The following is a 23,077-nucleotide window of genomic DNA, read 5'->3' on the forward strand; positions in this document are numbered from 1 at the left end:
ACTGCAAGACTGCTGCAGGAAGGCGGCGTCATTTTCGCCGTGATTGGAGATCGTCGTGCTGGATCAGTCGCAGGTAGAACGGCTCGAAGCCGAAGCGGTCAATTCCGCAAAGACGCGACAGCCACTTTATGCCGCACGCAAGAAAATCTTTCCGAAGCGGGCCTCCGGCCATTTCCGCCAGTTCAAATGGCTGGTGATGGCGATCACGCTCGGTATCTATTACCTGACGCCGTGGCTGCGCTGGGACCGCGGCCCCTTCGCTCCCGACCAGGCCGTTCTCATCGACCTGGCGAACCGCCGTTTCTACTTCTTTTTCATCGAGATCTGGCCGCAGGAATTCTACTACGTCGCCGGCCTTCTCATGATGGCGGGCGTCGGTCTTTTCCTGATCACATCGACGGTCGGGCGGGCCTGGTGCGGCTATGCCTGCCCGCAGACCGTCTGGGTGGACCTGTTCCTTGTCGTGGAACGGGCGATCGAAGGCGATCGCAACGCCCGCATCAAGCTCGATGCTGCCCCGTGGACCGTTCGCAAGCTCCTCCTGCGCGTTTCCAAGCACGCCGTCTGGCTCGTCATCGCAGCGGCCACGGGCGGCGCCTGGATCTTCTACTTCGCCGACGCGCCGAAGCTGCTTGGCGAAGTCGTCACCGGCACGGCGGCGCCCGTGGCCTATGTCACGATCGCCGTGCTCACCGGCACCACCTATGTGTTCGGCGGGCTGATGCGGGAGCAGGTCTGCACTTACATGTGCCCCTGGCCGCGCATTCAGGCGGCCATGCTCGACGAAAATTCGCTGACGGTGACGTATAACGACTGGCGCGGCGAACCGCGCTCAAGGCACGCCAAAAAGGTCTCGGCCGCCGGGCAATCGGTCGGCGACTGCGTCGATTGCAACGCCTGTGTCGCCGTCTGCCCCATGGGCATCGACATCCGTGACGGCCAGCAGCTGGAATGCATCACCTGCGCGCTGTGCATCGACGCCTGTGACAGCGTCATGGACAAGCTCGGCCGAGAACGCGGGCTGATTTCCTATGCAACGCTGGCCGACTACAACGCCAACATGGCAGTGGCCACTTCCGGCGGCACTGGCCCGGTCAATCCGGCGCTCGTAAGAACGGCGAACGGCAGCTTCGCCGACGGCCTGGCACACTTCCATCTCGGCAAGATCTTCCAGTTGCGCACCTACATTTATCTCGGCGCATGGTCGGCGATCGGCCTGGTGCTCGTCTATTCGCTGCTGACGCGCGAGCGGCTGGAGCTGAATGTCCTGCACGATCGCAATCCCCAGTTCGTGACGCTCTCGGACGGCTCGATCCGGAACGGCTACACGGTCAAGCTGCTCAACATGATACCCCAACCGAGGACGATCGAGGTCACGCTGCAGGGTCTCGACGGCGGTGAGATGAGCATCGTCGGCATCGATCAGGCCGCAAGTCGCTCTTTCTCCATTCCGGTGGAACCCGACCGGCTGAAGACGCTCAAAATCTTCGTCAGGCAACCGGCAGACCGCATCCAGAAGCCGGCGCAGAATTTCGAATTTCGCATCGACGACAAGGCGAGTTCCGAATCCGCCGAATACACCGCCACTTTCAACGCGCCGGAGAACAGCAGATGAGCGTCGAAACGCGGAAGCCACGCGAGTTCACCGGCAGGCACATGTTGATCGTCATCCTGAGCTTCTTCGCTGTGGTGATCGGGGTCAACGTCACCATGGCGACCCTCGCCGAGAAGAGCTGGACGGGCCTCGTTGTCGAGAACACCTATGTCGCAAGCCAGCAGTTCAACGAGGAAGCGCGGAAAGGAAGGGCACAGGCGGCGCTAGGCTGGACGGGCAGGCTGACCGTCGCCTCAGGCGAGGTCCGCTACAGCCTTGCCGACAGCAAGGGCAAGCCGGTGCCGCTGCACGGCGTCAAGATGCTGTTCCGCCACCCGGCCTACGAGGCCGCGGATGAAGCCCTGACACTTGCCGCGAGGCCCGGAGGCACTCCGGGCGACATACAGGAATTTGCCGTCCGGCACACGCCGAGGGATGGCGTCTGGATCGTGGAGATCGATGCGGACGCCGGACTGACGTCACCGTTTCGTGACGTTCGCCGCGTCATGATCTCGAATGGAGCCCTGCAATGAGCTGCTGCGCGCCAGGAGCGGAAATGGCGTTGGAGGTCCCCGCCGCTGCATCCGCGCCGCCGTCGAGCGAGGAGATCAAGCTGGCGAGCCGCTTTCTGGGCGGCGACATCCACCAGACCGACCTGTCGGTGCCGACGGTTCACTGCGGGGCTTGCATCCAAGCGATCGAGGCTGCGCTCGGCTCGGTCGAGAACGTCGAGTCCGCTCGCGTCAACCTCTCGACGAAGCGTGTGTCGGTGCGCTGGCACGGAGACAGCGTCCCGCCATTCTTTGCCGTGCTCGGCCGTCTCGGCTATCAGGCGCACCTGTTCGACCCGGAAATTCACGAGAAGGACAGGACGCTCTCGGAGCTGATCCGCGCTGTCGCCGTGGCGGGCTTCGCCGCCGGCAACATCATGCTGCTCTCGGTATCGGTCTGGTCGGGAGCGGAAGGTCCGACACGCGATCTGTTTCATTGGCTGTCCGCGCTGATCGCCATTCCAGCCCTCGCCTTTGCCGGCGGTATCTACTTCCGCTCTGCGGCGAACGCGCTTCGCCATGGCCGGATGAACATGGATGTGCCGATCGCGGTGGGGGTTTCGCTCGCCTACGCGATGAGCCTCTATGAGACCATCAACCACGGCGAGCACGCCTATTTCGACGCTTCGGTATCGCTGCTTTTCTTCCTGTTGATCGGCCGCACGCTGGACCACGTCATGCGTGAGCGAGCGCGAACCGCGGTCAATGGCCTGTCGCGCCTTGCCGCGCGGGGTTCCATTGTCCTGCGCGACGACGGAACACGCGAATACGTGCCCGTCGCCGAGCTCGCGGCAGGAATGCGCCTTCTCATCGCGGCCGGAGAGCGGATACCGGTCGACGGCGATATCATCAGCGGGAATTCCGACCTGGATTGCTCGATCGTCTCCGGCGAGAGCGCGCCCAAAACCGTGGGTGCCGGCACACATGTCCAGGCTGGCACGTTGAACCTGACGGGGCCGCTGACGATCCAGGCAACCGCCGCCGCGAAGGATTCCTTCCTTGCGGAAATGGTTCGGCTGATGGAGGCCGCCGAGGGCGGCCGCTCTCGCTACAGGCGAATTGCGGACCGGGTATCGGCCCTCTACGCGCCGGTTGTCCATCTGGCGGCCTTTGTCACATTCCTCGGCTGGATAGTTGCGTCCGGCGATTGGCACCGGGCCATGACCATCGCCATCGCCGTGCTTATCATCACCTGCCCCTGCGCGCTCGGCCTGGCCGTGCCGATTGTCCAGGTCGTGGCAGCCCGGCGCCTGTTCGAGGCCGGCGTCATGGTCAAGGACGGTTCGGCCATGGAGCGTCTCGCGGCGATCGATGCGGCTGTCTTCGACAAGACCGGGACGTTGACCATGGGGCTGCCCAGACTGGTCAATGCCGCATCGATCGATCCGGCCATGCTGGCGATCGCGACCGACATGGCAGCTCATTCCCGGCACCCGTTTTCAAAGGCTCTGGCGACATACGGAAACGATCGTAGCCGAACCAAATTCGACCACGTGCAGGAAGAGCCCGGCTTCGGCATCGAAGCGTTCGCCGGCGGCGATACCTGGCGCCTTGGCCGGCGCGGCTGGGCAGGGTGGAAGGCCCGTACGGGCGGTGAAGGAAAATATGGCGGCCTTGGCGGCACGGTTCTCGCCCAGAATGGCAGGATCGTCGCTTGCTTCGCCTTCGAGGATGCCACGCGACCCGATGCGAAGGCCGCGGTGCGGAGATTGAAGGACGACGGCATCCCGGTCGAGATACTCTCCGGCGACACTGCGCGGGCCTGCGCCGAGGCGGCGGGGATCGTCGGCATCGATCGCTTCGTGCCGGCCTTGCTGCCGTCGGGAAAGGTCGAAAGGATAGAGACGTTGGCCCGCGCCGGTCACAAGGTGCTGATGGTGGGCGATGGCCTCAACGACACGCCGGCACTTGGCGCCGCTCATGTTTCGATGGCTCCGGCGACCGCGGCCGACATTGGTCGCAAAGCCGCGGATTTCGTCTTCCTGCGCGAGAGCCTGTTGGCCGTACCGCTCGCCCTGGATGTCTCGCGCAAGGCCGGCCGGCTCATCCGCCAGAACATCGCGATCGCAATCATCTACAACGCCTTCGCCGTGCCGATCGCCATCCTCGGACATGTGACGCCGCTCATCGCGGCGATCGCGATGAGTGCTTCATCGCTGATCGTGATCGCGAATGCGTTGCGGCTTCAGGCCACGGCGAAAGCGGCACCTGACGCGGCTCCGGCCAGGCGCCGCACCGAAATCATCGAAGCGGCCCATCCATGACCACGCTCGTATACCTCATTCCGGTGGCCCTCTTCCTGGGGGCGCTCGGTTTGTCCGGCTTCCTGTGGGCCTTACGCAGCGGCCAGTACGAGGATCTCGACGGAGCCGCCGAGCGGATATTGATCGAGCCCGATGTGCAGGACAATGAAGGCCTGCGGTCAAACTGACGCGGATCAAAGCGCCGACGCTCCCGGCGTTCCAGAAAATGCCTGACGAAGAGCAGGAGGCACCGATGCAGGCCCAGGACATCATGACGACGCCGGTGATCTCAATCGATGCTTCGGCCTCGATCACCGACGCCGCCGACCTGATGGTGACCAGGAAGATAAGCTGCCTGCCGGTCACACGCGACGGTGTGGCGATTGGCATCATCAGCGAAGGCGACTTCCTCCGGCGCAAGGAACTTGGCACCCAGCGTGTTCGTCCTCGCTGGCTCGAATTTCTGGCCGGCCCCGGCAAGATCGCCGATGAGTATGTGCACACAACCGGCCGTCGGGTTGGCGACATCATGACGACGGACGTCGTCTCGGCGCCGCCTGGGGCGTCGCTGGCCGAGATCGTCGAATTGATGGCTGACCACGACATCAAGAATGTGCCGATCCTCGATCAGGGCAGAATGGCCGGGATCATAACCCGCTCCGATTTGTTGCGCGCCCTGCTGCGGATCCTGCCCAAATCAGGCGCCGCGACTGCCGATGACGAGGTCATACGCAGGAAGATCATCGCCGAGTTGCAGGGGCAATCCTGGAGTGGCGGCGATCTTATCGGCGTTACCGTCGATGGCGGCGACGTTGAACTGAGTGGCGCCATTTTCGACGAGCGTCAGCGAAAGGCCGCTGTCGTTGCGGCCGAGAACGTCGACGGGGTCAAGAAGGTCACGGACAAACTCTTCTGCGCCGGGACGTTCTCGGTCCTGCTTCTCTCCTAGAGGACGTCACAGAGGCGGAACGGCTCCCGAACAGCGCATCGCCAAAGGGAGATTTTTCGGGCTGCATATCCGCCCCGTCCAATCCAGCATTCCGGCCCCTCCCTTAAATCGCCAACAAGGGTATCAAGGGCCGAACCAACAGCAGCGCGAAGGCAATGAGCGCCGCGCCGGCGATTGTATCTGCTATCCTCTTGCCGCCGCTCAGCCGCCTGCCCAGCAACAGCCACATCGATCCGGTAATTGCCGTGATTACAAGCAATACGATCCAAGCCATGCCCCGCGCGCCTGCCTCGATATCCATCGGCACGATGGCCACGCAATAGATGAACGCCTTCGGATTGAGGACGGTGGTTGCCAGGATGGAAATACCACCGCCGTTCCCGGTTGCGTCGGCGCGTTTGACGGCGATCAGGCGAAAGCCAAGTATTACCAGCCATGCAGCGGCAACCAGTTGAACCATCTGGATGGTGCCAGGCGGCACCAGGGAACGCAGAGAAAGCCAGAAGGCTGCCGCGATCCCGTATCCGCATGCCTGCGCGGCAAGGAGCGTAGCGGCATTCCCACGCTTGACCGCGCCTGCCGCCAGAAGAGCGTTGGTCGGCCCCGGCGCGGCAAAAAGCAGGAATGCTTCCAGAAAATGCAGATAGTCCAAACGCCTGCCTCGTATGCGAACCTGTCAACTGCAGCAGTCCCACTTGTGCCGACTGTCGTCAAAAGCCTCCTGGACCGTCAACTCGTCGCAAGGGCAAAATCGTCCGTCGCCGGCTGGAATAAGGGCGCACCGCGGCAGCCGATCCGGCTAGGCGTTGGTGTTCAATCAACGGATAGATTGCAACCGGGCGATCAAGTCGCCATTGCGGCAATAGGCCGGCGGGTGATCCGCATGCGCCGTCTCATCAAGCCATGTCGCGCATTCCTCCTGGTGACGGCAGGACCGGCACCGGTCCACCGCACGATTGGTGACGGCGACGTGATCCGCCACGACTTTCAGCGGCCTGTCGACGCCCAGTTTCTGCATCATGCGCCCCATCAGGGCCGTTCGAGCATCAAGTCCAGTCAGGTATTCGAGAAAGTTCATGTCGTCACACTCCTCAGACGGCAATCATTGCCATGCCAAGCGACGTGCGACGTTGATCTCGGTCAACGAGGGCCATCCATTCCCGGAACTGCTTCCGCTGGACAAGGCCACCCTTCCCGCCCAGCCCACACCAGCGCAGTCAGCTCTGGATACAGCATGGCTCGCCTGGATATGATGAGCTCGGTAAGGCCGCAGTCCTAGCCTACGGTCCCAAACATAGCGCCAATGCCCGCGGTCAGCGCCATCGCCAGCGCTCCCCAAAAGGTGACCCGGGCGGTGGCCTTCAATACATTGGCGCCGCCGGCCCGCGCGCCGATCGCGCCCAGCACCGCCAGGAACAGGAGCGATGCAATCGCGACTACCGCAACCAGCCTCGCGGGTGGCGAAAGCAGCACCATTGCCAATGGCATAATCGCACCGATTGAAAACGCCGCCGCCGAAGCCAGCGCCGCCATGATCGGTCGTGCGGCGGTAACCTCGGAAATACCAAGTTCGTCGCGGGCGTGTGCGCTAAGCGCGTCCTTGGCCATCAACTGGTCAGCCACCTGCAACGCCAATTGAGGCTCCACGCCGCGATCGATGTAGATCTGGGCAAGCTCCTGCCTCTCGAACTCGGGTTGGCTCGCCAGCTCTTTTCGCTCTCGCTCGAGATCCGCATGCTCGGTATCAGCCTGGGAACTGACGGATACATATTCGCCGGCGGCCATCGACATAGCGCCGGCCACAAGGCCAGCGACGCCCGCTACCAGCACGTTGGCGGTGGCGGCATTTGCGGTTGCAACTCCGATGATCAAGCTGGCGGTCGAGACGATGCCGTCGTTTGCGCCCAGCACCGCGGCCCGTAACCAGCCGACGCGCGACACCAGATGATTTTCGGAATGAAGACGAGTCATTTGAATGAAGGAAAAGTCGTCTGTTTCGCCACGGTTTCGCGTCCATATCGGCAAGCGCCAGAAGGCAGCTCGACTGCTTGATGCCCCTCGATCCGAACAAATGCCTTGATCAAAGTCAATTGGCAGCCGCAGGCCGCCGAGCCGGCGCTTTCGCGAGTGCTCCTAACATGCATACAAGGGCTCAGCCGGAGCGCCCGAACCTTGGAACAATAGCTATGGAACAGACCGCCTTGGCTCCTCACCCAGAGGGCCAGGCCGATTTGCTCGCGGTTCATGCGTGCCCGTGGTTTTTCGCCTGCGCTTACCCCGGCGACCATGATCGAAAAGCCAGGTTTTGGTAACCTCCGACACAACGATATAGAGCATCGTGATCGCGAGCAGCCCTGCCAGCACCGGTGCTGGCAGGGGAACGAAACCGAACCACTTGGCGAAGGGAGCAAACGGGATGGCGACGGCGATACCGCCAACGCCAAAAGCGAGCCCCGCAAGCAGGCGACTGGGACGGCTGTTCCATGGCCTCACATGCGTACGCACGATGAACAGGATGGCAAGTTGGGTCAGCACGGATTCGACAAACCACGCGGTCTGAAACGTGGCTGCCGCAGCATGCGCTACGAACAGAAGGAACGCGAAGGTCGCGAAGTCGAACACAGAACTCACGAGCCCGAAACTCACCATGAAACGTCTTATGAAATGGATGTCCCAGTGCCGCGGTCTCCGTAACTGGTCGGCGTCGACGTTGTCACCCGCGATCGCAAGCGACGGAATGTCCGACAGGAAATTGTTCAGCAGGATCTGCTTGGCCAGCAGCGGCAAGAACGGCAGGTAGAGCGAGGCTGCGGCCATGCTGATCATGTTGCCGAAATTGGCGCTGGTCGTGATGGAGATGTATTTCATCGTGTTGGCGAACGTCTTTCGGCCATCATCGACGCCCCGCACCAATACACCGAGGTCGCGTTTGAGCAGGATGATATCCGCGGCCTCGCGGGCGACATCGACAGCGGTATCGACCGAAATGCCGATGTCGGCTTCATGAAGCGCCGGCGCGTCGTTGATGCCGTCGCCAAGATAGCCGACGACATGGCCGCTGCGGCGCAGCGCCTCGACAATGCGCTCTTTCTGGTTTGGATCGATCTCGACAAAGAGATCGATATTGCGGGCACTTGCCAGAAGACCATTTTTCGTCATTTTCGCCAGATCTTCGCCCGTCATGATCCGGTCGGACCGGAGGCCTATAGCCTCGGCCAGATGCGCGGCGACGTAGCGGTTGTCGCCGGAAACCACCTTCACGCCGATGCCGCGACCGGCAAGTGCCGACAGGGTTTCCCTTACCCCCTCCTTTGGCGGATCGAGAAACAGCAGGAACCCCGCGAATGCCATTTCGGTTTCGTCGTCGCGGCTGAAGCTCGCCTTGTTCTGAAATCTGCGGATCGCCAGGCCGAGAACACGATACCCTTGCGCGCTCCAGCGCCTGAATTTCTCGTCGATCGCCTGGCGTTCCGTCGCGCCGAGGGGGGTCAAGCCGTCCCGATCCTGCACAAAGCCACACGCCTCGATGACGTTCTGGACGGCTCCCTTGGTGATGAGGACCTGTTCATGCGCGCTGTCCTGCACGGCAACGGACAACCGCTTGCGAACAAAGTCGTAGGGGCTCTCGTCGATCTTGGTGAAACCGGACAAATCGTCTTGGTCATGCGGAGCGCTTGCAATTGCCTCGTCCAAAGGATTCTTCAAGCCCGTTTGCAAAATCGCGTTCAGCCGCGCCCAAAGCAGAACCTTCCTCGAAGCAATGCCCTCGACATCGAACGCCCCATCGAGGTGAATGACGCCCTCCGTCAGCGTTCCTGTCTTGTCAGTGCAAAGCAGATCCATGCTGCCGAGGTTCTCGATCGCGTCGAGACGGCGCACGATGACGCCGCTGGCGGCCATCATCCGCGCACCCTTGGCCAGGGTGACGCTGATGATCGCGGGAAGCAATTCGGGCGTCAGCCCAACCGCCAGGGCAAGCGAAAACAGGAGCGACTCTATCAACGGCCGCTCAAGCATGACGTTGGCGAAAAACACCAGGATGACGATCACAAGCATGATCTCGGTCATCAGATATCCGAACATCCTGATGCCGCGAGCAAATCCGGTCTCGGGTATCCGGCGCTCCAATGCTTCGGCGATCGATGCGAATTCGGTTTGCGCTCCCGTGGCGACGGCAAGCACCTTTGCTGTTCCGCTGCGGACCGAGGTGCCGGTGAAGACCGCATTGGTTCGCTGCGCGATGCCGGCTTCGGGCGCGGAGCGGCCGGCGGACTTGACGACGGGAAAGGTTTCGCCGGTCAGAACAGATTCACTGACGTTGAAATCCCGCGACTCGAGAATGACGCCGTCGACCGGAATGAGATTGCCGGCCGACAGGCAGACGACGTCGCCGGGAACGATCTCCTCGACATCGATAGTCCGTTCGATGCTATCCCTGAGCACGGTGGCCTTGCGGGAGATCCGCTGCCGCAGGACCTCCATCGCGCGAGAGGCGCCATATTCCTGAGTGAAGCTTAAGACACAGCTGGCGAGCACGATCGCGCCGATGATCGCCGCTTCATGACTCTCCCCGACGAACACTGAAACGGCGGCGGCAAAGACCAGAATCAGGACGAGTGGGCTGCGAAACTGGCGCGCGAATACAGTCAATGCCGATCCGCCGGACCGGGACGCCAGTGCGTTGCGGCCGAATTTGGCAAGTCGGATTGCCGCATCGACACTCAGCAGACCCGAAGAAGAGGTCTCCAATTGCCCTGCCAGGTCACCCGTTTCGATCGACCAGTAGGCATGCTCGACATGACCGGAAAGGCGGCTGATCAGTTGCTCCGCGCCCGCCATGGCTGCCGGCTGGTCCCTGGCATCTGCCGTTCCGGTCGCCATAGCCGGACAGTCAGTTGGAAAGAAGGCGACTGATGCCACTCTCGCGGATCAGCGAGCGCGTAATACCACCAAAGACCCATTCCCTGAGCCGGCTGTGACCGTAGGCTCCGGAAACGATCAGATCGGCATGGATCGAGCGGGCAAACGCCAACAGCGTCTCACCATCCGCGGCACCGGCGATCACTTCGGTTTGCGGCATGATGCCATGCTGCTCAAGAAACACCGCGGCGTCGGCGAGGCTGTTTCGAACATCCTCTCCCGAATCGCCTTCCATCGTGGCAACGACCACCTCCTTGGCCCTGGCGAGGAACGGCAAGGAATCGGACAAGGCCCTTCGTGCTTCGCGGCTGTCCTTCCAGGCGACCAGGACGGTTTTCCCGACGAGATGTTCGGCATTGGCCGCTGCAACCAGCACCGGGCGACCGGCCCCGAGCACCAGGCTTCCGATATCGACGGCGCGGAAGACATCGTCGCCGCCGTCGTCGGTCACAACAAGATCGGCCGAACGGGCGGCCAGGCCGAGAGCGCGGGTTGGCGCGCAAACGTACTGGGTCCATTCGCTGCTGACCTCGCCCGGGACAAGCTTCTCGAAGATGTCGCGCAATTCGGCAAGCCGCTTCTCGATCTCGGTGCGCTGGATCTGCATGACCTCACCTTCGTAGACCAGGCCCTCTCCCGTGGTCACCAAAGGCGGAACGTCCGCGGCAGCAAGGCCTACGAGGTGAGCGTCGAACCGCTGCGCCAGCTCCGTCGCCAGTTTTAAGATCGGAGCGGGATTTGCATCAACGGTCAGGTTGACGAGTATCGTTTTGTAGGACATGCGGGCACCTCGCTCGGAACGTGGAATGCTTGTCATTTGCATTGTGCGGTCCGCGGCACCTTGATACCGATCAAATAACCGCTGTTTGGTGCGCGGAACGATGAATGCTACATCAGCGGCCGCTGCTGCCTCTCAATCCGGAGACTGCTCGTGAGCACCAAGGAGCAAGACTGGTCGGAAGCCGTCGCCAAGGCATCACCGCTGGCCGGCGGCCCACCGGAACAAGGCACCAACTTGCCGGAGCACGAGCTGCTCGCGCTGATGTTCGAGCAGGCTCCGGGTTTCATGACCCTGCTCAGCGAGCCTGGCCACATCTTTCAACTGACCAATGCGGCTTACCAGCGCCTGATCGGTCAGCGGCAGGTTATCGGCAAATCGGTTCGCGAGGCCCTGCCCGAGCTCGAGGGCCAGGAATTCTTCGAATTGCTCGATCGCGTCAGCGAAACCGGAGATCCCTATGTCGGGCGCGGCATCAAGGTCGTCCTGCGCAATGCCGAGACCGGGCTTGCGGAGGAGCGTATCCTGGACTTCGTCTACCAGCCCATCAGGGCCAGGGATGGCCGGATCACCGCAATCTTTGTTCAAGGCACCGATGTCAGCGATCTGTCGTTCGCGAACGCCGCGCTTCAGCTGCGAGAGGATCACCTGCGTTCGATCCTGGCTACCGTGCCGGATGCGATGGTTGTCATCGACGAAAGCGCCAACATCCAATCCTTCAGCACGGCGGCCGAAACATTGTTTGGCTACAAGGCCGGCGAGGTCATCGGTCAGAATGTCAAGTTGCTGATGCCCTCGCCATACCGGGATGAGCATGATGCATACCTGCAGCGTTACCTGACGACGGGAGAGCGCCGCATCATCGGACTCGGGCGTACGGTAACCGGGATGCGCAAGGACGGATCGACCTTTCCGATGGAGCTCGCGGTCGGCGAAATGCATCCCGGAACGGGCCGCTTCTTCACCGGTTTTTGCCGCGACCTGACGGAGCGTCATAGAACGGAAGCCAGGATGCAGGAGCAGCAGCAGGAGCTGCTTCACATGGCACGCTTCACCGCGCTCGGTGAAATGGCCTCGACATTGGCGCATGAGATAAACCAGCCGCTGACGGCCATCACGAACTACCTCAAAGGCAGCCGCCGCCTCCTCGAGAAAAGCAAGGACGAGAACGCCGCCATGCTGCGGGATGCCGTCGAGAAGGCTGCCGAGCAGGCCCTTCGCGCTGGCGACGTGATCCGTCGCCTCAGGGATTTTGTCGCCAGGGGCGAAAGCGAGCGTCAGGTCGAACGTCTGCTAACGCTCATCGAGGACGCCTCATCGCTCGCTTTGGTCGGCGCCAGGGAAGCAGACGTGCGCGTCAGCTATGATCTCGACCCGGCGGCCGAGCTTGTTTTGACCGATCGAATCCAGATCGAGCAGGTGTTGCTGAATCTGATGAGAAACGCCGTGGAGGCCATGCAGGGCGCGCCCAGGCGGGAATTGCATGTCGTTACCGTGTCACGGCGGGATGGCATGGCTGAAGTTGGTGTGATTGATACGGGCCCGGGGCTGGCGCCGGAGGTTTCAGCCCAACTCTTTCAGCCTTTCGTCACCACCAAGAAACACGGAATGGGTGTCGGCCTGTCCATTTGTCGCACTATCGTCGAGTCGCACGGCGGTCATATTTGGGCGGAAGCAATGCCCGGCGGCGGGACAGCGTTCCGATTCACTTTGCGCGCCGTGGAGAAGGAAGAGGTCGCTGGTGGCCAATGATATCGTTCATGTGGTCGACGACGATGTCGACGTTCGCAAGTCGCTGGGTTTCCTTCTGGCGACAGCCGATTTTGCCGTGCGCCTCTATGAATCGGCAACGGCATTCCTGGCGACGGAACCGAAGGAGATCCAAGGCTGCATCGTCAGCGATGTACGCATGCCCGGCATCGATGGCATCGAGTTTCTGCGGCAACTGAAAGCCCGTGGCCTCGGCGTGCCGGTGATCGTGATGACGGGGCACGCCGACGTCGCCCTGGCCGTCCAGGCGATGAAGGAGGGCGCTGCCGATTTCATCGAGAAGCCGTTCGACGATCAGGTGCTTATCGATGCAATTCGCTCGGCGCTGGACCACCGCAGCCAGCCCGCCGCGGCACACCCGCAATCGACGGAGATCAGGAAGAATCTCGCCATGCTGTCGGAGCGAGAGCACCAGGTGCTGGAAGGGCTTGTTTCCGGGTTACCGAACAAGACGATTGCCTACGATCTGGGGATCAGCCCGCGCACGGTCGAGATCCATCGCGCCAATGTCATGAGCAAGATGGGCGCCGGCAGCCTCTCGCATCTGGTGCGCATGGCCCTGATCGCCGGCCCCCAACATTAGGGCATTCGGGGAAAGACGAGCAGAGGTTCTCCACCCGGAACCACCGCTCTAAGGCGCGTTTCGGAGCGAGGCCACCCTATCTTCTCGGAGATGCCAGTCGCGCCAGTGGGTCGGCCGAATATGGACGCGGATACCGGTAACGGCATGCCGCCATCCCTCCCGGCCTTTTTCGCAGGGAAATACAAGCGGATGTAAGCCTTCTTCATCCAGAACGGCTAGTTCGAGGCTGCGGCCAAACGGAGCGCTTGCTATTGGATTCCACATCCGGCCAGCGTGGGCCAAATTGCAGTTCCGCGCTTTGATTTGAATCAGTTTTTGGACGGTTTTGCATTGAGGAGACCTGCCTATAATGAGGCATCTGGGTGTCCCGTGATTTGACATAGCTCAAAGCGCAGACCGCTCCCAGCCCCTAGGTTGAGGCCGAACCGTCGCAGATGGCGGCCAGCTTCTTGCACAGGACATTCCGACATGAACTACCAGCGGTTCTTCGAAGAAGCGATCGACCAGCTCCACGCCGAGCGTCGCTATCGTGTCTTCGCCGATCTCGAGCGTATCGCGGGCAAGTTTCCGCGCGCCATCTGGCGCTCCAACGGCCGCGCCGAGGAAATCACCGTGTGGTGCTCCAACGACTATCTCGGCATGGGCCAGCACGCGGATGTCATCGCAGCGTTCCAGAATGCGGCCGGCAAGATGGGCTCGGGCGCCGGCGGCACCCGCAACATCTCCGGCACGTCCAACCCGTTGGTCGAGCTCGAGCAGGAGCTTGCCGACCTGCACGGCAAGGACGCGGCCCTGGTCTTCACCTCCGGCTTCGTCTCCAACGAGGCCTCGATATCGACCATTGCCCGGCTTTTGCCCAACTGCCTGATCATCTCGGACGAGTTGAACCACGCCTCGATGATCGAGGGCGTGCGGCGATCGGGCGCCGAAAAGAAGATCTTCCGCCACAATGACGTCGCGCATCTGGAAAGCCTCTTGCAGGCGGCGGGCCGCGAGCGCGCCAAGCTGATCGTCTTCGAAAGCGTCTATTCGATGGACGGCGACATCGCGCCGATCAGAGAGATCGTCGAGCTCGCCGAGCGCTACAACGCCATGACCTATATCGACGAGGTCCATGCCGTGGGCATGTACGGACCGCGCGGCGGCGGCATCACCGAGCGCGAAGGCCTTGCCGACCGCATCGACATCATCCAGGGCACGCTGGCCAAGGCGTTCGGCACGCTGGGCGGCTACATCACCGGCACCAGCGCGGTGATCGACGCGGTTCGCTCCTATGCGCCGGGTTTCATCTTCACCACGGCGCTGCCGCCGGCGATCGCCGCCGCCACCACCGCCTCCATCCGCCATCTCAAGCAATCGCAGGCCGAGCGCGACGCGCAGCAGCAGCAGGCGAGCCGAACCAAACAGATCCTGGCGGCCGCCGGCCTGCCGGTGATGGACTCCGCGACCCATATCGTGCCGGTGCTGGTTGGCGATCCGGAGCTTTGCAAGATGGCGAGCGACCGGCTGCTTGGCGTTCACGGCATCTACATCCAGCCGATCAACTACCCGACCGTGCCGCGCGGCACCGAGCGGCTGCGCATCACGCCGACGCCGTTCCATTCGGATGCGCTGATCGCCGAACTGCAGGATGCGCTGGTCGAGACCTGGGATGCGCTCGGCATTCCCTACGGCTCCGCCGGCCGACCTTCGGTCGCCAAGACCGACCGCATCATTCCCCTGCTGACAGCAAAGGCGGGCGGCTGACACCAAGGGCAGCCATCTTGATCCCGCGCAATGCGTGCATCTCTCATTGATGGAAAGAAGCGGGGTGGAAGGCTCCGGTCATGACACATTCTCTCTCCCATACCTCCCTCGTCCATGCTGCCGAGCAGGCTCAGCAATGGGTGAACGAGCTGGCTCGCGGCCGTCCAACGCCTGCAGATTCGTATGCCTCTCAACCCAACCTTCGGCGCAAGACAATCGGGAATTGACCAGCATCAAGGCCGGCAGGCTTTGTTTCCTGTTGGATCCTCCCACTGTTCCAAATCCGGGAGGGCATCATGTCCAGTACAGCAGAAGTCAACATTCCAGCCAGGGAAGCCGCGACATCGACGAAGCTAAGACTGGGATCGCTGACAGCGCTGGTGATCGGGTCGATGGTGGGCTCGGGCGTCTTCAGCCTGCCCCAGAACATGGCGGCCGGCGCCGGTCCGCTCGCCGTCCTGATCGGTTGGGCGATCACGGCCGTCGGCATGCTCGCACTGGTGTTTGTCTATCAGTCCCTGGCGGTACGCCGGCCTGATCTCGATGCGGGTCCCTATGCCTATGCCAAGGCAGGGTTCGGACCCTTTATCGGGTTCAACAGCGCCTGGGGCTATTGGATCAGCGCATGGGTCGGCAACGTTTCCTACGCCGTGATCGTTTTCAGCGCGTTGTCCTATTTTTTCCCCGCCTTCGGTGACGGAAATACGTGGCAGGCGGTGCTCGGCGCCTCGATTCTGTTGTGGCTCATCCATTTTCTGATCCTCGCAGGCATTCGCCAGGCAGCGATCGTCAACACAATCGTGACCGTGGCAAAGATCGCGCCTGTCGTACTGTTTGTCGGCGTCGTCGCCGTGGCCTTCAAGCTCAGTGTCTGGACGCTCGACTTCACCGGGCTCGGCAATGCCTCGCTCGGCACCATCGCGGCTCAGGTCAAGAGCACCATGCTGGTGACGCTGTGGGTCTTCATCGGCATCGAAGGCGCCAGCGTTTTCTCCGCCCGTGCCGAGAGGCGCAAGGACATCGCGACGGCGACAGTCATCGGCTTCTTCACTTGCCTCGCGCTCTACGCGCTGGTCTCTCTGCTTTCGCTCGGCATTCTGAGCCAACCGGAACTCGCGGCATTGAAGAACCCGTCGATGGCAGGCGTACTGGAAGCGGTTGTCGGGCCCTGGGGCGCCGTGCTCATCAATCTTGCGCTCGTCGTCTCTGTGCTCGGCGCCTTCTTGAGCTGGACGCTGCTTGCAGCGGAGGTTCCGCATGTCGCCGGAAAGGATGGAACCATGCCGAAGTTCTTCGGCCGGGAAAGCGAACGCGGCGTTCCCTCGACCTCGCTGCTGGTCACCAACGTCCTCGTCCAGGCCTTCCTGGTGATCACGCTCTTCGCCCAGAGTACCTATCAGGCGCTCTTCTACATCGCCTCGGCCGCCATCCTCGTGCCCTATATTTTCTCCGGAGCCTTCGCCGCCAAACTGGCATTGACTGGAGAAAGCTATCGGGTTGGCGAACGGCGCGCCGGGCCGCTCTTCGCCGGTGTGTTGGCAACGGCCTACGGGCTGTGGCTCGTCTATGCGGCGGGGCCTGCGTACCTGTTCATGTGCGCGATCCTCTATGCTCCGGGCATCATCTTCTACGTCTGGGCCCGTCGCGAGGCTAATCAGCGCGTCTTCCACCCGGTGGAAGCCGTCATCGCAGTCGCGCTCGTCGCAGTCGCAATCCTTGCCGTCTACGAGATGTGGACCGGCGCCGTCAGCGCGCTTTGAGAGGCTATCCTATGACAAATCTGGGGGTTCATTCAGAAGTCGGCCGCCTGCGCGAGGTGATGGTCCACAGGCCGGATCTCAGCCTGCGCAGGCTCACACCAGACAACTGCAGGTCGCTGTTGTTCGACGATGTGCTTTGGGTGAAGCGCGCTCGCCAGGAGCACGACATCTTCGTCGACGCCCTGCGCGAGCGCGGCGTGATCGTTCATTCGTTCGGCGAACTGCTCACGGAAACCATGGGCATCGGCAAGGCCCACGACTGGCTTCTCGATCGCCGGGTGCATGCCGGCGTCGTCGGCCTCGACATGGTCGACGAGATGCGGGGCTGGCTGAACGAGATGTCGGCCGGCCTGCTGGCAACCTGCCTCGTCGGCGGCATCGCCCGCGCCGAACTGCCGTTCGAGCCCAAAGGGCTGACCGGACGGACATTCGCGCCGCAGGACTTCGTGCTGCCGCCGTTGCCGAACCAGCTGTTCACTCGCGACAGCTCCTGCTGGATTTACCGCTCGGTTTCCGTGAATGCCATGTATTGGCCGGCCAGACGACCGGAAGCGGCCAATGTCGAGGCGGTGTACCGCTTCCATCCGAGGTTTCGCGACAGCGGCATCCCATTCGTTTCACCCCAGGCAGGAACGGGCATCAGCCTGGAAGGCGGCGACGTCATGCCCGTCGGCGGAGGCGTCGTTCTCGTCGGCATGGGCGAACGCACCACGCCGCAGGCGGTCGGTGATGTTGCCCGAAGCCTGTTCGCTGCCGGCGAAGCCACGCACGTGATCGCGGCACTGATGCCGCGCGACCGTTCCTTCATGCATCTCGACACCGTCTTCACCTTCTGCGACCGGGACCTTGCCACCATGTATCCGCCCGTGGTCGAAAGGCTGCGCACCTTCTCGATCCGGCCCGGAGACGGCGATGCGGCGGTCGAGGTCAGGGAGGAAGAAGCGCCCTTCACAACGGTCGTGGCAGAAGCTCTCGGGTTGAAATCGCTGCGGATCATCGCCACCGGCGGCGACCGCTACGAGGCCGAGCGCGAGCAGTGGGACGACGGCAACAACGTGATCGCGGTCGAGCCGGGTGTCGTCATCGGCTACGATCGCAACGTCTATACCAACACACTTCTGCGCCGCGCCGGAATCGAGGTGATCACCGTCGAGGGGGCTGAGCTCAGCCGCGGTCGCGGCGGCGGCCATTGCATGACCTGCCCCATCGCTCGCGACCCACTCTGAAAGGACACCCAATGTCGATCAACCTGCATGGCCGTTCGGTGCTCTCGCTGGACGACCTCTCAGCCGAAGAGATCCGCTTCCTCCTTAAGCTGGCAGCCGAGTTGAAGGCAGCCAAGCAGGCCGGGCACGAGATACCGCGCCTCGTTCGCAAGAACATCGCCCTCATCTTCGAAAAGGACTCCACGCGCACGCGGACAGGGTTCGAAGTGGCCGCCTATGATCAGGGCGCCCACGTCACTTATTTCGGTCCCTCCGGCAGCCATATCGGGCACAAGGAATCCATGAAGGACACGGCCCGCGTCCTCGGGCGGATGTATGACGCCATCGAATATCGCGGATTTGCGCAGCACCAGGCCGAAATGCTGGCAGCGCATGCCGGGGTGCCCGTCTACAACGGCTTGACCGACGAAGCCCATCCGACACAGATCCTCGCCGATTTCATGACGATGCGCGAATTCACGCACAAGCATCTCTCGGACATGACCGTCGCATTCGTCGGCGAGGGTCGGGACAATGTCGCCCAGTCGCTGGCATTGGGGGCAGCCAAGGTCGGCATCGACATGCGCATCGCCTCGCCGAAGGAACTCTGGCCCGACCAAGAATTCTGCGATCATGTCAGGGGGCTCGCCGAACGCAGCGGGGGCCGCTTCCGACTCGATGAAGACATGACCGGCTGCGTCCAGGATACCGACTTCATCTACACCGATGTCTGGATGTCGATGGGCGAGGACAAGTCCGGTTGGGCGGAGCGCATCCGTCTTCTGACGCCCTATCGGGTGACGAAAGATTTGATGGCGGCGAGCGGCAATCCGCATGTCAAGTTCATGCATTGCCTGCCGGCGTTCCACGACACCGAGACCGAAGTCGGCGCCTATATCGCGCGCGAATTCGGCATCGATTGCATGGAGGCCACCGATGAGGTGTTCGAGTCCGGTGCCTCGGTCGTCTTCGACCAGGCGGAGAACCGCATGCATACGATAAAAGCGCTGCTAGTCGCCACGATCGGCAACTGACATGCTGATCGTCGTTGCGCTCGGTGGGAACGCGCTGTTGCGGCGCGGCGAACCGATGACTGCCGAAAACCAGCGTGCGAACGTCATCCGCGCCGCGTCAGCCTTGGCGACGCTGATTGGCGAAGGCCATTCGCTCGTCATCACGCATGGCAACGGCCCGCAGGTCGGCCTGCTTGCGCTCCAGTCGGCTGCCTCACCGGACGGCGCTTTTCCGCTCGACGTTCTCGGCGCGGAGAGCGCCGGGATGATCGGCTACATGATCGAGCAGGAGCTCGCCAATCTCGCCTCCCAGAGACTATACGCTACACTGCTGACGCAGGTGAAAGTCGACCCGCGCGATCCTGCATTTTCCAGTCCCACAAAGCCGATCGGCCCGGTCTATGACGAAGCGACAGCGCGACGGCTCGCAGCGGAGCACGGCTGGTCCGTAGCGCCCGATGGCGATAAATGGCGCCGGGTCGTGCCCTCGCCCCGCCCGATCGAGATTTTAGAGGCATCCGTCATCTCCTTCCTCGTCGACCACGGGGTCATCGTCATCTGCACAGGCGGCGGCGGCGTGCCCGTTGTCGCGCGCGAAGATGGCGCCATGGTCGGCGTCGAAGCCGTCATCGACAAGGACCTGGCCAGCTCGCTGCTGGCGCGCCAGTTGAAGGCTGACATGCTGCTGATGCTCACGGATGTCGATGCGGTCTATCTGGGCTACGGCACGGCGGATGCCCGCGCACTGCGCAATGTCGGAGCAACTGAACTTTCGGGAAAGGATTTCCCAGCCGGCTCGATGGGACCCAAGATCAGTGCGGCGATCGAGTTCGTCCAGGCGACGGGCAATCCCGCAGCGATCGGCCGGCTCGAGGACGCGGCGGAGATCGTCAAGCGGCGCCAGGGCACATGGTTCGAACCCTAGCCTTGCCGGGCTCAGGAAATCCTGGCTACCCCTACAACGTAGTTCTTGCCATATGCCGCGGCGCATTTTGGGCAGGTCGTATAAAAGAAATACACGTCGCTGGCTTTGGGATTGTGCTGGCGCGCGAGTTCAAGCATTTCCTCGTGCCAACCCCTTACCTGCTCGAACGCTCCCTCGAACACTTTGGTGACGAAGTCGCCTGTCAGCGTAGCCATTTCCTCCTCGGGCACGGCCTTTGAAACCGAAAAAAGGTGCTCGCTCGTCCAAGGCGAGAGATCGCGGCTTAGGACGATGGACTGGCTTTCGGCAGAAGCGCCCGCGTCGTCGATGTGCTCGTTGACACGGGCAAAGACGCTGCTCATGTTCACCGGAACATGCATGATGCTGTGGGTCGTCGCCTTCACGAACGGCTTGTCGGTGAAGTGCAATTCCTGATCGTCCCAGCCACCCGGGTTGAATTTTGGGCAGCAACCCATCGTGTTCACGCTCGCATCATAGCGCGGTGTTTCGTTCGTCTGCATGGCTACCTCCTGATACGGGCACATCAGACCAGCTGACGACCCCGCCATCATTGATTCCGGTCAACGCAGCAAAGAACCACGATTGACGCACATTGAAGCCGGTCCGTGGCCAAGCGGCTACGCAGATCGGTCTGATGATCTCGCAGACCCAGGCCGGCTCGCAATGAGTGGCAGGCGCGTCGATGAGATTGCTGTCGGCCGGCATCATCGGCCCAGGCTTTGGATATAACTGATAATCGCGGAGATCTGGTCAGGAGAAGCTACGAACTCGGGCATGTCCGGATGTCCGGTGGATATCCCCTCGGCCAGAGCTTCCTGAAGATCTTCGATTGGGTACCGCCGGTGCAACAACCGGAAAGGCGGCGCGTCCGGATGGGCGCTCTCGCCGCCCGGACCGACCGCGTGACAGCGGGCACAGTTTTTCTCGACCAGTCTTTTCCCATAAGCGATCTGCGGGTCTTCGACAGCATAGGCTGACGATGCAAAGCCGAGTGCGAACACAAGTAGTGGGATCGAGAGCGCCGGGTGGGATCGCATTGTCGTCAGGCCTTGCTTGATCATGTCAGTTTAAGGAGCGAGAGTGGCTACGCGCATGTCGTCCCTTCCAAGTCATTGTAAAATTCCTTGGCCTCCGCCTTCCACATCACGGCCTGGTCTTAGGGTGGCGCGGCCTTGAACGGCGGCCGAAGCCATAGCTCACCGCAGAGGGCTTGCGTCTCCTGGAGGACGTCATTTCGAAGTAGATGCCGATCCCGACGATCCAAGCGAGGCAAAGCAGGACGCCCCAAAAGAGAATGCCTCCAGTGGACATGAACTGATCCTTGTGTGGCTCTGATCGAACATCGCAAGGTCAATTCCGGCATGCATTGATCAAGATCAATCGGCCCCAGCGGCACAGACTCGCATGGACCTCTCGGCTACCCCTTCGCAATCCGCCGCTTCCCGATTTTGACATTGATCAAGGCGAGGAAGGGCATTGCCTGGCACGATGGCGCCGGAGCAATTGCCATGCAGACAGTGGAATGAGGACGCAATGAAGGAACTGCCGCTTGCCGAAGTCTATCGGCTGATCGAGCCTGGTCCCGTTGTCCTTCTGACAACCAGATCAAAGCAGGGCCGCGCGAACGTCATGACCATGTCCTGGCACATGATGGCGGGAATCGCGCCGCCGACCATGGCCTGCGTCGTGTCGAGCGACGACTTCTCCTTCTTCGCTTTGCGTCAAACGAAGCAATGCGTGGTCGCGATCCCTGCCATTGGCCTCGCGGAGAAAGTCGTCAAGGTCGGAAACTGCTCCGGACGCGACACTGACAAGTTCGCGACAGCCTGGCTGACGCCCCTTCCCGCCGAGCGCGTTTCGGCTCCCCTGATCGCCGAGTGCTTTGCCAACCTCGAATGCCGGGTCATCGATATACGCCTGGTGGACAAACATAACCTGTTCGTCCTCGAGGTCCTGAAAGCATGGATCGACCCGGCTCAACCGAACCCGAAGACGATCCACCACGTCGGAAATGGCGCCTTTGTCGTGGACGGCGAAATGGTTCATTTCCAATCCCGTATCCCCTGAGCGGCTGCAACCGTTTTGATCGACATCAAGGTGAGAACGTTCCTGCAAGGCTAGCTTCGGTGCACCGAACCTCTGAAACGGAAGCGCCCCGATGAGCTACAAATCCATTCTGTTGAACCTGGGCATCGATGGTCCGATCGAACCGCTCGCGCAGGTCGGCATCGATCTTGCCAAACGTTTCGATGCAAAGCTGATCGGTTTCTGCGCCGCGGACGCTCCGCTGCCGGTTACGATGGCGCCCGAGGGCGCGGCGATCGCTGCTGAACTTTGGGAGCAATCGAGGATCGAGATCCGGCAACGGCTTAATGACAGGCACTCCAAGTTCGACAGGCTCGTCGCCGGAGCGGTCAGTGCGGAATGGCGTGACACGGTCGAGAATCCAGATCATGCCCTCGCCAGAGCTTCCCTTCTCGCCGACCTCGTCGTCACGGGCGCTTCGCTCGGCGCATCCACGGGCGACGCTTACCGTATGGCTGATCCGGGCAGTTTGGTGCTGCGCGCCGGCAGGCCTGTCCTGGTTGCTGCCCTTGGCGCGACGAGTTTGCCGCTCGGCCGGATCGTCGTCGCCTGGAAGGACACGCGGGAAGCGAGGCGCGCCGTGGCAGACGCCGTGCCATTGATGGCCATGGCCAATGAAGTCATCATCGTGGCGATTGATCGCAATCCGAGCGATTGGATCAGGGACGGAGTCAAGGACGTCGCCAGTTTCCTCGCCGGGCACGGCATCAAGGCGCGAACCGAAATCCTGAAGTCAGACGAGGAAGGAAATCGACTGGTAGACTTCCTGGCCTCAGTCAAGGCAGACCTAATCGTGTCGGGCGCCTACGGGCATAGCCGACTGAGGGAATGGGCGTTTGGCGGAGTTACCCGTTCGCTGCTGGATGAAGTCTGGCTTCATCGGCTGATGTCGAACTGATGGCGGGTTCGGCCCTCCGACCAATCCCTGTCGCCG

At 62.1% G+C, this 23,077-nt stretch carries 21 protein-coding genes; 14 read left to right on the plus strand and 7 right to left on the minus strand.

What is annotated here, in order from left to right:
- Positions 1-55: 55 nt before the first annotated feature.
- The 5 genes from ccoG (at position 56) to FJ977_RS27435 (ending at position 5,337) form a co-directional block, all read left to right on the plus strand.
- The gene (gene ccoG / locus FJ977_RS27415) at positions 56-1,615 is read left to right on the plus strand and encodes a cytochrome c oxidase accessory protein CcoG (protein ID WP_140775304.1); all 1,560 of its coding nucleotides are present in this window, start codon (positions 56-58) and stop codon (positions 1,613-1,615) included.
- A complete protein-coding gene (locus FJ977_RS27420; protein WP_140775305.1) occupies positions 1,612-2,127 on the plus strand; it encodes a FixH family protein in 516 nt (171 codons plus the stop codon). Before ccoG ends, FJ977_RS27420 begins: the two co-directional genes overlap by 4 nt.
- Positions 2,124-4,409: a cation-translocating P-type ATPase gene (locus tag FJ977_RS27425; RefSeq protein ID WP_140775306.1), complete on the plus strand. Its 2,286-nt coding sequence runs from the start codon at positions 2,124-2,126 to the stop codon at positions 4,407-4,409. The genes FJ977_RS27420 and FJ977_RS27425 overlap by 4 nt, the downstream gene beginning before the upstream one ends.
- Entirely contained in the window at positions 4,406-4,576 is a 171-nt protein-coding gene (gene ccoS / locus FJ977_RS27430) for a cbb3-type cytochrome oxidase assembly protein CcoS (RefSeq protein ID WP_140775307.1), read from the plus strand. Before FJ977_RS27425 ends, ccoS begins: the two co-directional genes overlap by 4 nt.
- Before the next feature lie 65 nt (positions 4,577-4,641).
- Complete coding sequence (locus FJ977_RS27435; RefSeq protein WP_140775308.1) at positions 4,642-5,337, plus strand: CBS domain-containing protein; 696 nt, start codon at positions 4,642-4,644, stop codon at positions 5,335-5,337.
- A 103-nt stretch (positions 5,338-5,440) separates the two neighbouring features.
- Here FJ977_RS27435 and FJ977_RS27440 read toward each other — a convergent pair whose 3' ends face one another.
- The 5 genes from FJ977_RS27440 to FJ977_RS27460 all read right to left on the minus strand — a co-directional run bounded on the left by FJ977_RS27440 (position 5,441) and on the right by FJ977_RS27460 (position 11,038).
- Positions 5,441-5,989 (minus strand): hypothetical protein, encoded by a 549-nt coding sequence (locus FJ977_RS27440; protein ID WP_140775309.1) that lies wholly within the window; start codon positions 5,987-5,989, stop codon positions 5,441-5,443.
- A gap of 165 nt (positions 5,990-6,154) precedes the next feature.
- The gene (locus tag FJ977_RS27445) at positions 6,155-6,415 is read right to left on the minus strand and encodes a DUF6455 family protein (protein ID WP_140775310.1); all 261 of its coding nucleotides are present in this window, start codon (positions 6,413-6,415) and stop codon (positions 6,155-6,157) included.
- 197 nt (positions 6,416-6,612) lie between these two features.
- Positions 6,613-7,308 (minus strand): VIT family protein, encoded by a 696-nt coding sequence (locus tag FJ977_RS27450; protein WP_140775631.1) that lies wholly within the window; start codon positions 7,306-7,308, stop codon positions 6,613-6,615.
- 213 nt (positions 7,309-7,521) lie between these two features.
- Positions 7,522-10,218, minus strand: a complete 2,697-nt coding sequence (gene mgtA, locus FJ977_RS27455; RefSeq protein ID WP_140775311.1) for a magnesium-translocating P-type ATPase — start codon at positions 10,216-10,218, stop codon at positions 7,522-7,524.
- A gap of 10 nt (positions 10,219-10,228) precedes the next feature.
- Positions 10,229-11,038 carry a universal stress protein gene (locus tag FJ977_RS27460; RefSeq protein ID WP_140775312.1) on the minus strand — a complete coding sequence of 270 codons (810 nt, stop codon included), beginning with the start codon at positions 11,036-11,038 and terminating at the stop codon, positions 10,229-10,231.
- Between the two features lie 261 nt (positions 11,039-11,299).
- Between FJ977_RS27460 and FJ977_RS27465 the strand changes: the two genes are divergently transcribed.
- The 7 genes from FJ977_RS27465 (at position 11,300) to arcC (ending at position 20,037) form a co-directional block, all read left to right on the plus strand.
- The gene (locus FJ977_RS27465; protein WP_140775632.1) at positions 11,300-12,787 is read left to right on the plus strand and encodes a PAS domain-containing sensor histidine kinase; all 1,488 of its coding nucleotides are present in this window, start codon (positions 11,300-11,302) and stop codon (positions 12,785-12,787) included.
- Positions 12,774-13,388, plus strand: coding sequence for a response regulator FixJ (gene fixJ, locus FJ977_RS27470; RefSeq protein ID WP_140775633.1), 615 nt, complete (start codon positions 12,774-12,776; stop codon positions 13,386-13,388). The genes FJ977_RS27465 and fixJ overlap by 14 nt, the downstream gene beginning before the upstream one ends.
- 468 nt (positions 13,389-13,856) lie before the next feature.
- Complete coding sequence (gene hemA / locus FJ977_RS27480; protein ID WP_140775314.1) at positions 13,857-15,134, plus strand: 5-aminolevulinate synthase; 1,278 nt, start codon at positions 13,857-13,859, stop codon at positions 15,132-15,134.
- Positions 15,135-15,430: 296 nt separating this feature from the next.
- On the plus strand, positions 15,431-16,894 hold the full coding sequence (arcD, locus tag FJ977_RS27485) for an arginine-ornithine antiporter (RefSeq protein WP_140775315.1): 1,464 nt from the start codon (positions 15,431-15,433) through the stop codon (positions 16,892-16,894).
- Positions 16,895-16,905: 11 nt separating this feature from the next.
- Positions 16,906-18,120: an arginine deiminase gene (locus FJ977_RS27490; protein ID WP_140775316.1), complete on the plus strand. Its 1,215-nt coding sequence runs from the start codon at positions 16,906-16,908 to the stop codon at positions 18,118-18,120.
- An 11-nt stretch (positions 18,121-18,131) separates the two neighbouring features.
- Positions 18,132-19,133: an ornithine carbamoyltransferase gene (argF, locus tag FJ977_RS27495; protein ID WP_140775317.1), complete on the plus strand. Its 1,002-nt coding sequence runs from the start codon at positions 18,132-18,134 to the stop codon at positions 19,131-19,133.
- Position 19,134: 1 nt separating this feature from the next.
- Entirely contained in the window at positions 19,135-20,037 is a 903-nt protein-coding gene (arcC, locus tag FJ977_RS27500; RefSeq protein ID WP_140775318.1) for a carbamate kinase, read from the plus strand.
- Between the two features lie 11 nt (positions 20,038-20,048).
- On the opposite strand, the gene FJ977_RS27505 is transcribed toward arcC, so the two are convergent.
- Positions 20,049-20,558 (minus strand): hydrolase, encoded by a 510-nt coding sequence (locus FJ977_RS27505; RefSeq protein WP_140775319.1) that lies wholly within the window; start codon positions 20,556-20,558, stop codon positions 20,049-20,051.
- Positions 20,559-20,762: 204 nt separating this feature from the next.
- On the minus strand, positions 20,763-21,095 hold the full coding sequence (locus FJ977_RS27510) for a cytochrome c (protein ID WP_140775634.1): 333 nt from the start codon (positions 21,093-21,095) through the stop codon (positions 20,763-20,765).
- Between the two features lie 496 nt (positions 21,096-21,591).
- Here FJ977_RS27510 and FJ977_RS27515 point away from each other — a divergent pair, with 496 nt between their 5' ends.
- Positions 21,592-22,125 (plus strand): flavin reductase family protein, encoded by a 534-nt coding sequence (locus FJ977_RS27515; protein WP_140775320.1) that lies wholly within the window; start codon positions 21,592-21,594, stop codon positions 22,123-22,125.
- Between the two features lie 91 nt (positions 22,126-22,216).
- Positions 22,217-23,041, plus strand: a complete 825-nt coding sequence (locus FJ977_RS27520; RefSeq protein WP_140775321.1) for a universal stress protein — start codon at positions 22,217-22,219, stop codon at positions 23,039-23,041.
- The last annotated feature ends 36 nt before the right edge of the window (positions 23,042-23,077 follow it).

This window comes from Mesorhizobium sp. B2-1-3A (genome assembly GCF_006442655.1).
GTDB lineage: Bacteria > Pseudomonadota > Alphaproteobacteria > Rhizobiales > Rhizobiaceae > Mesorhizobium.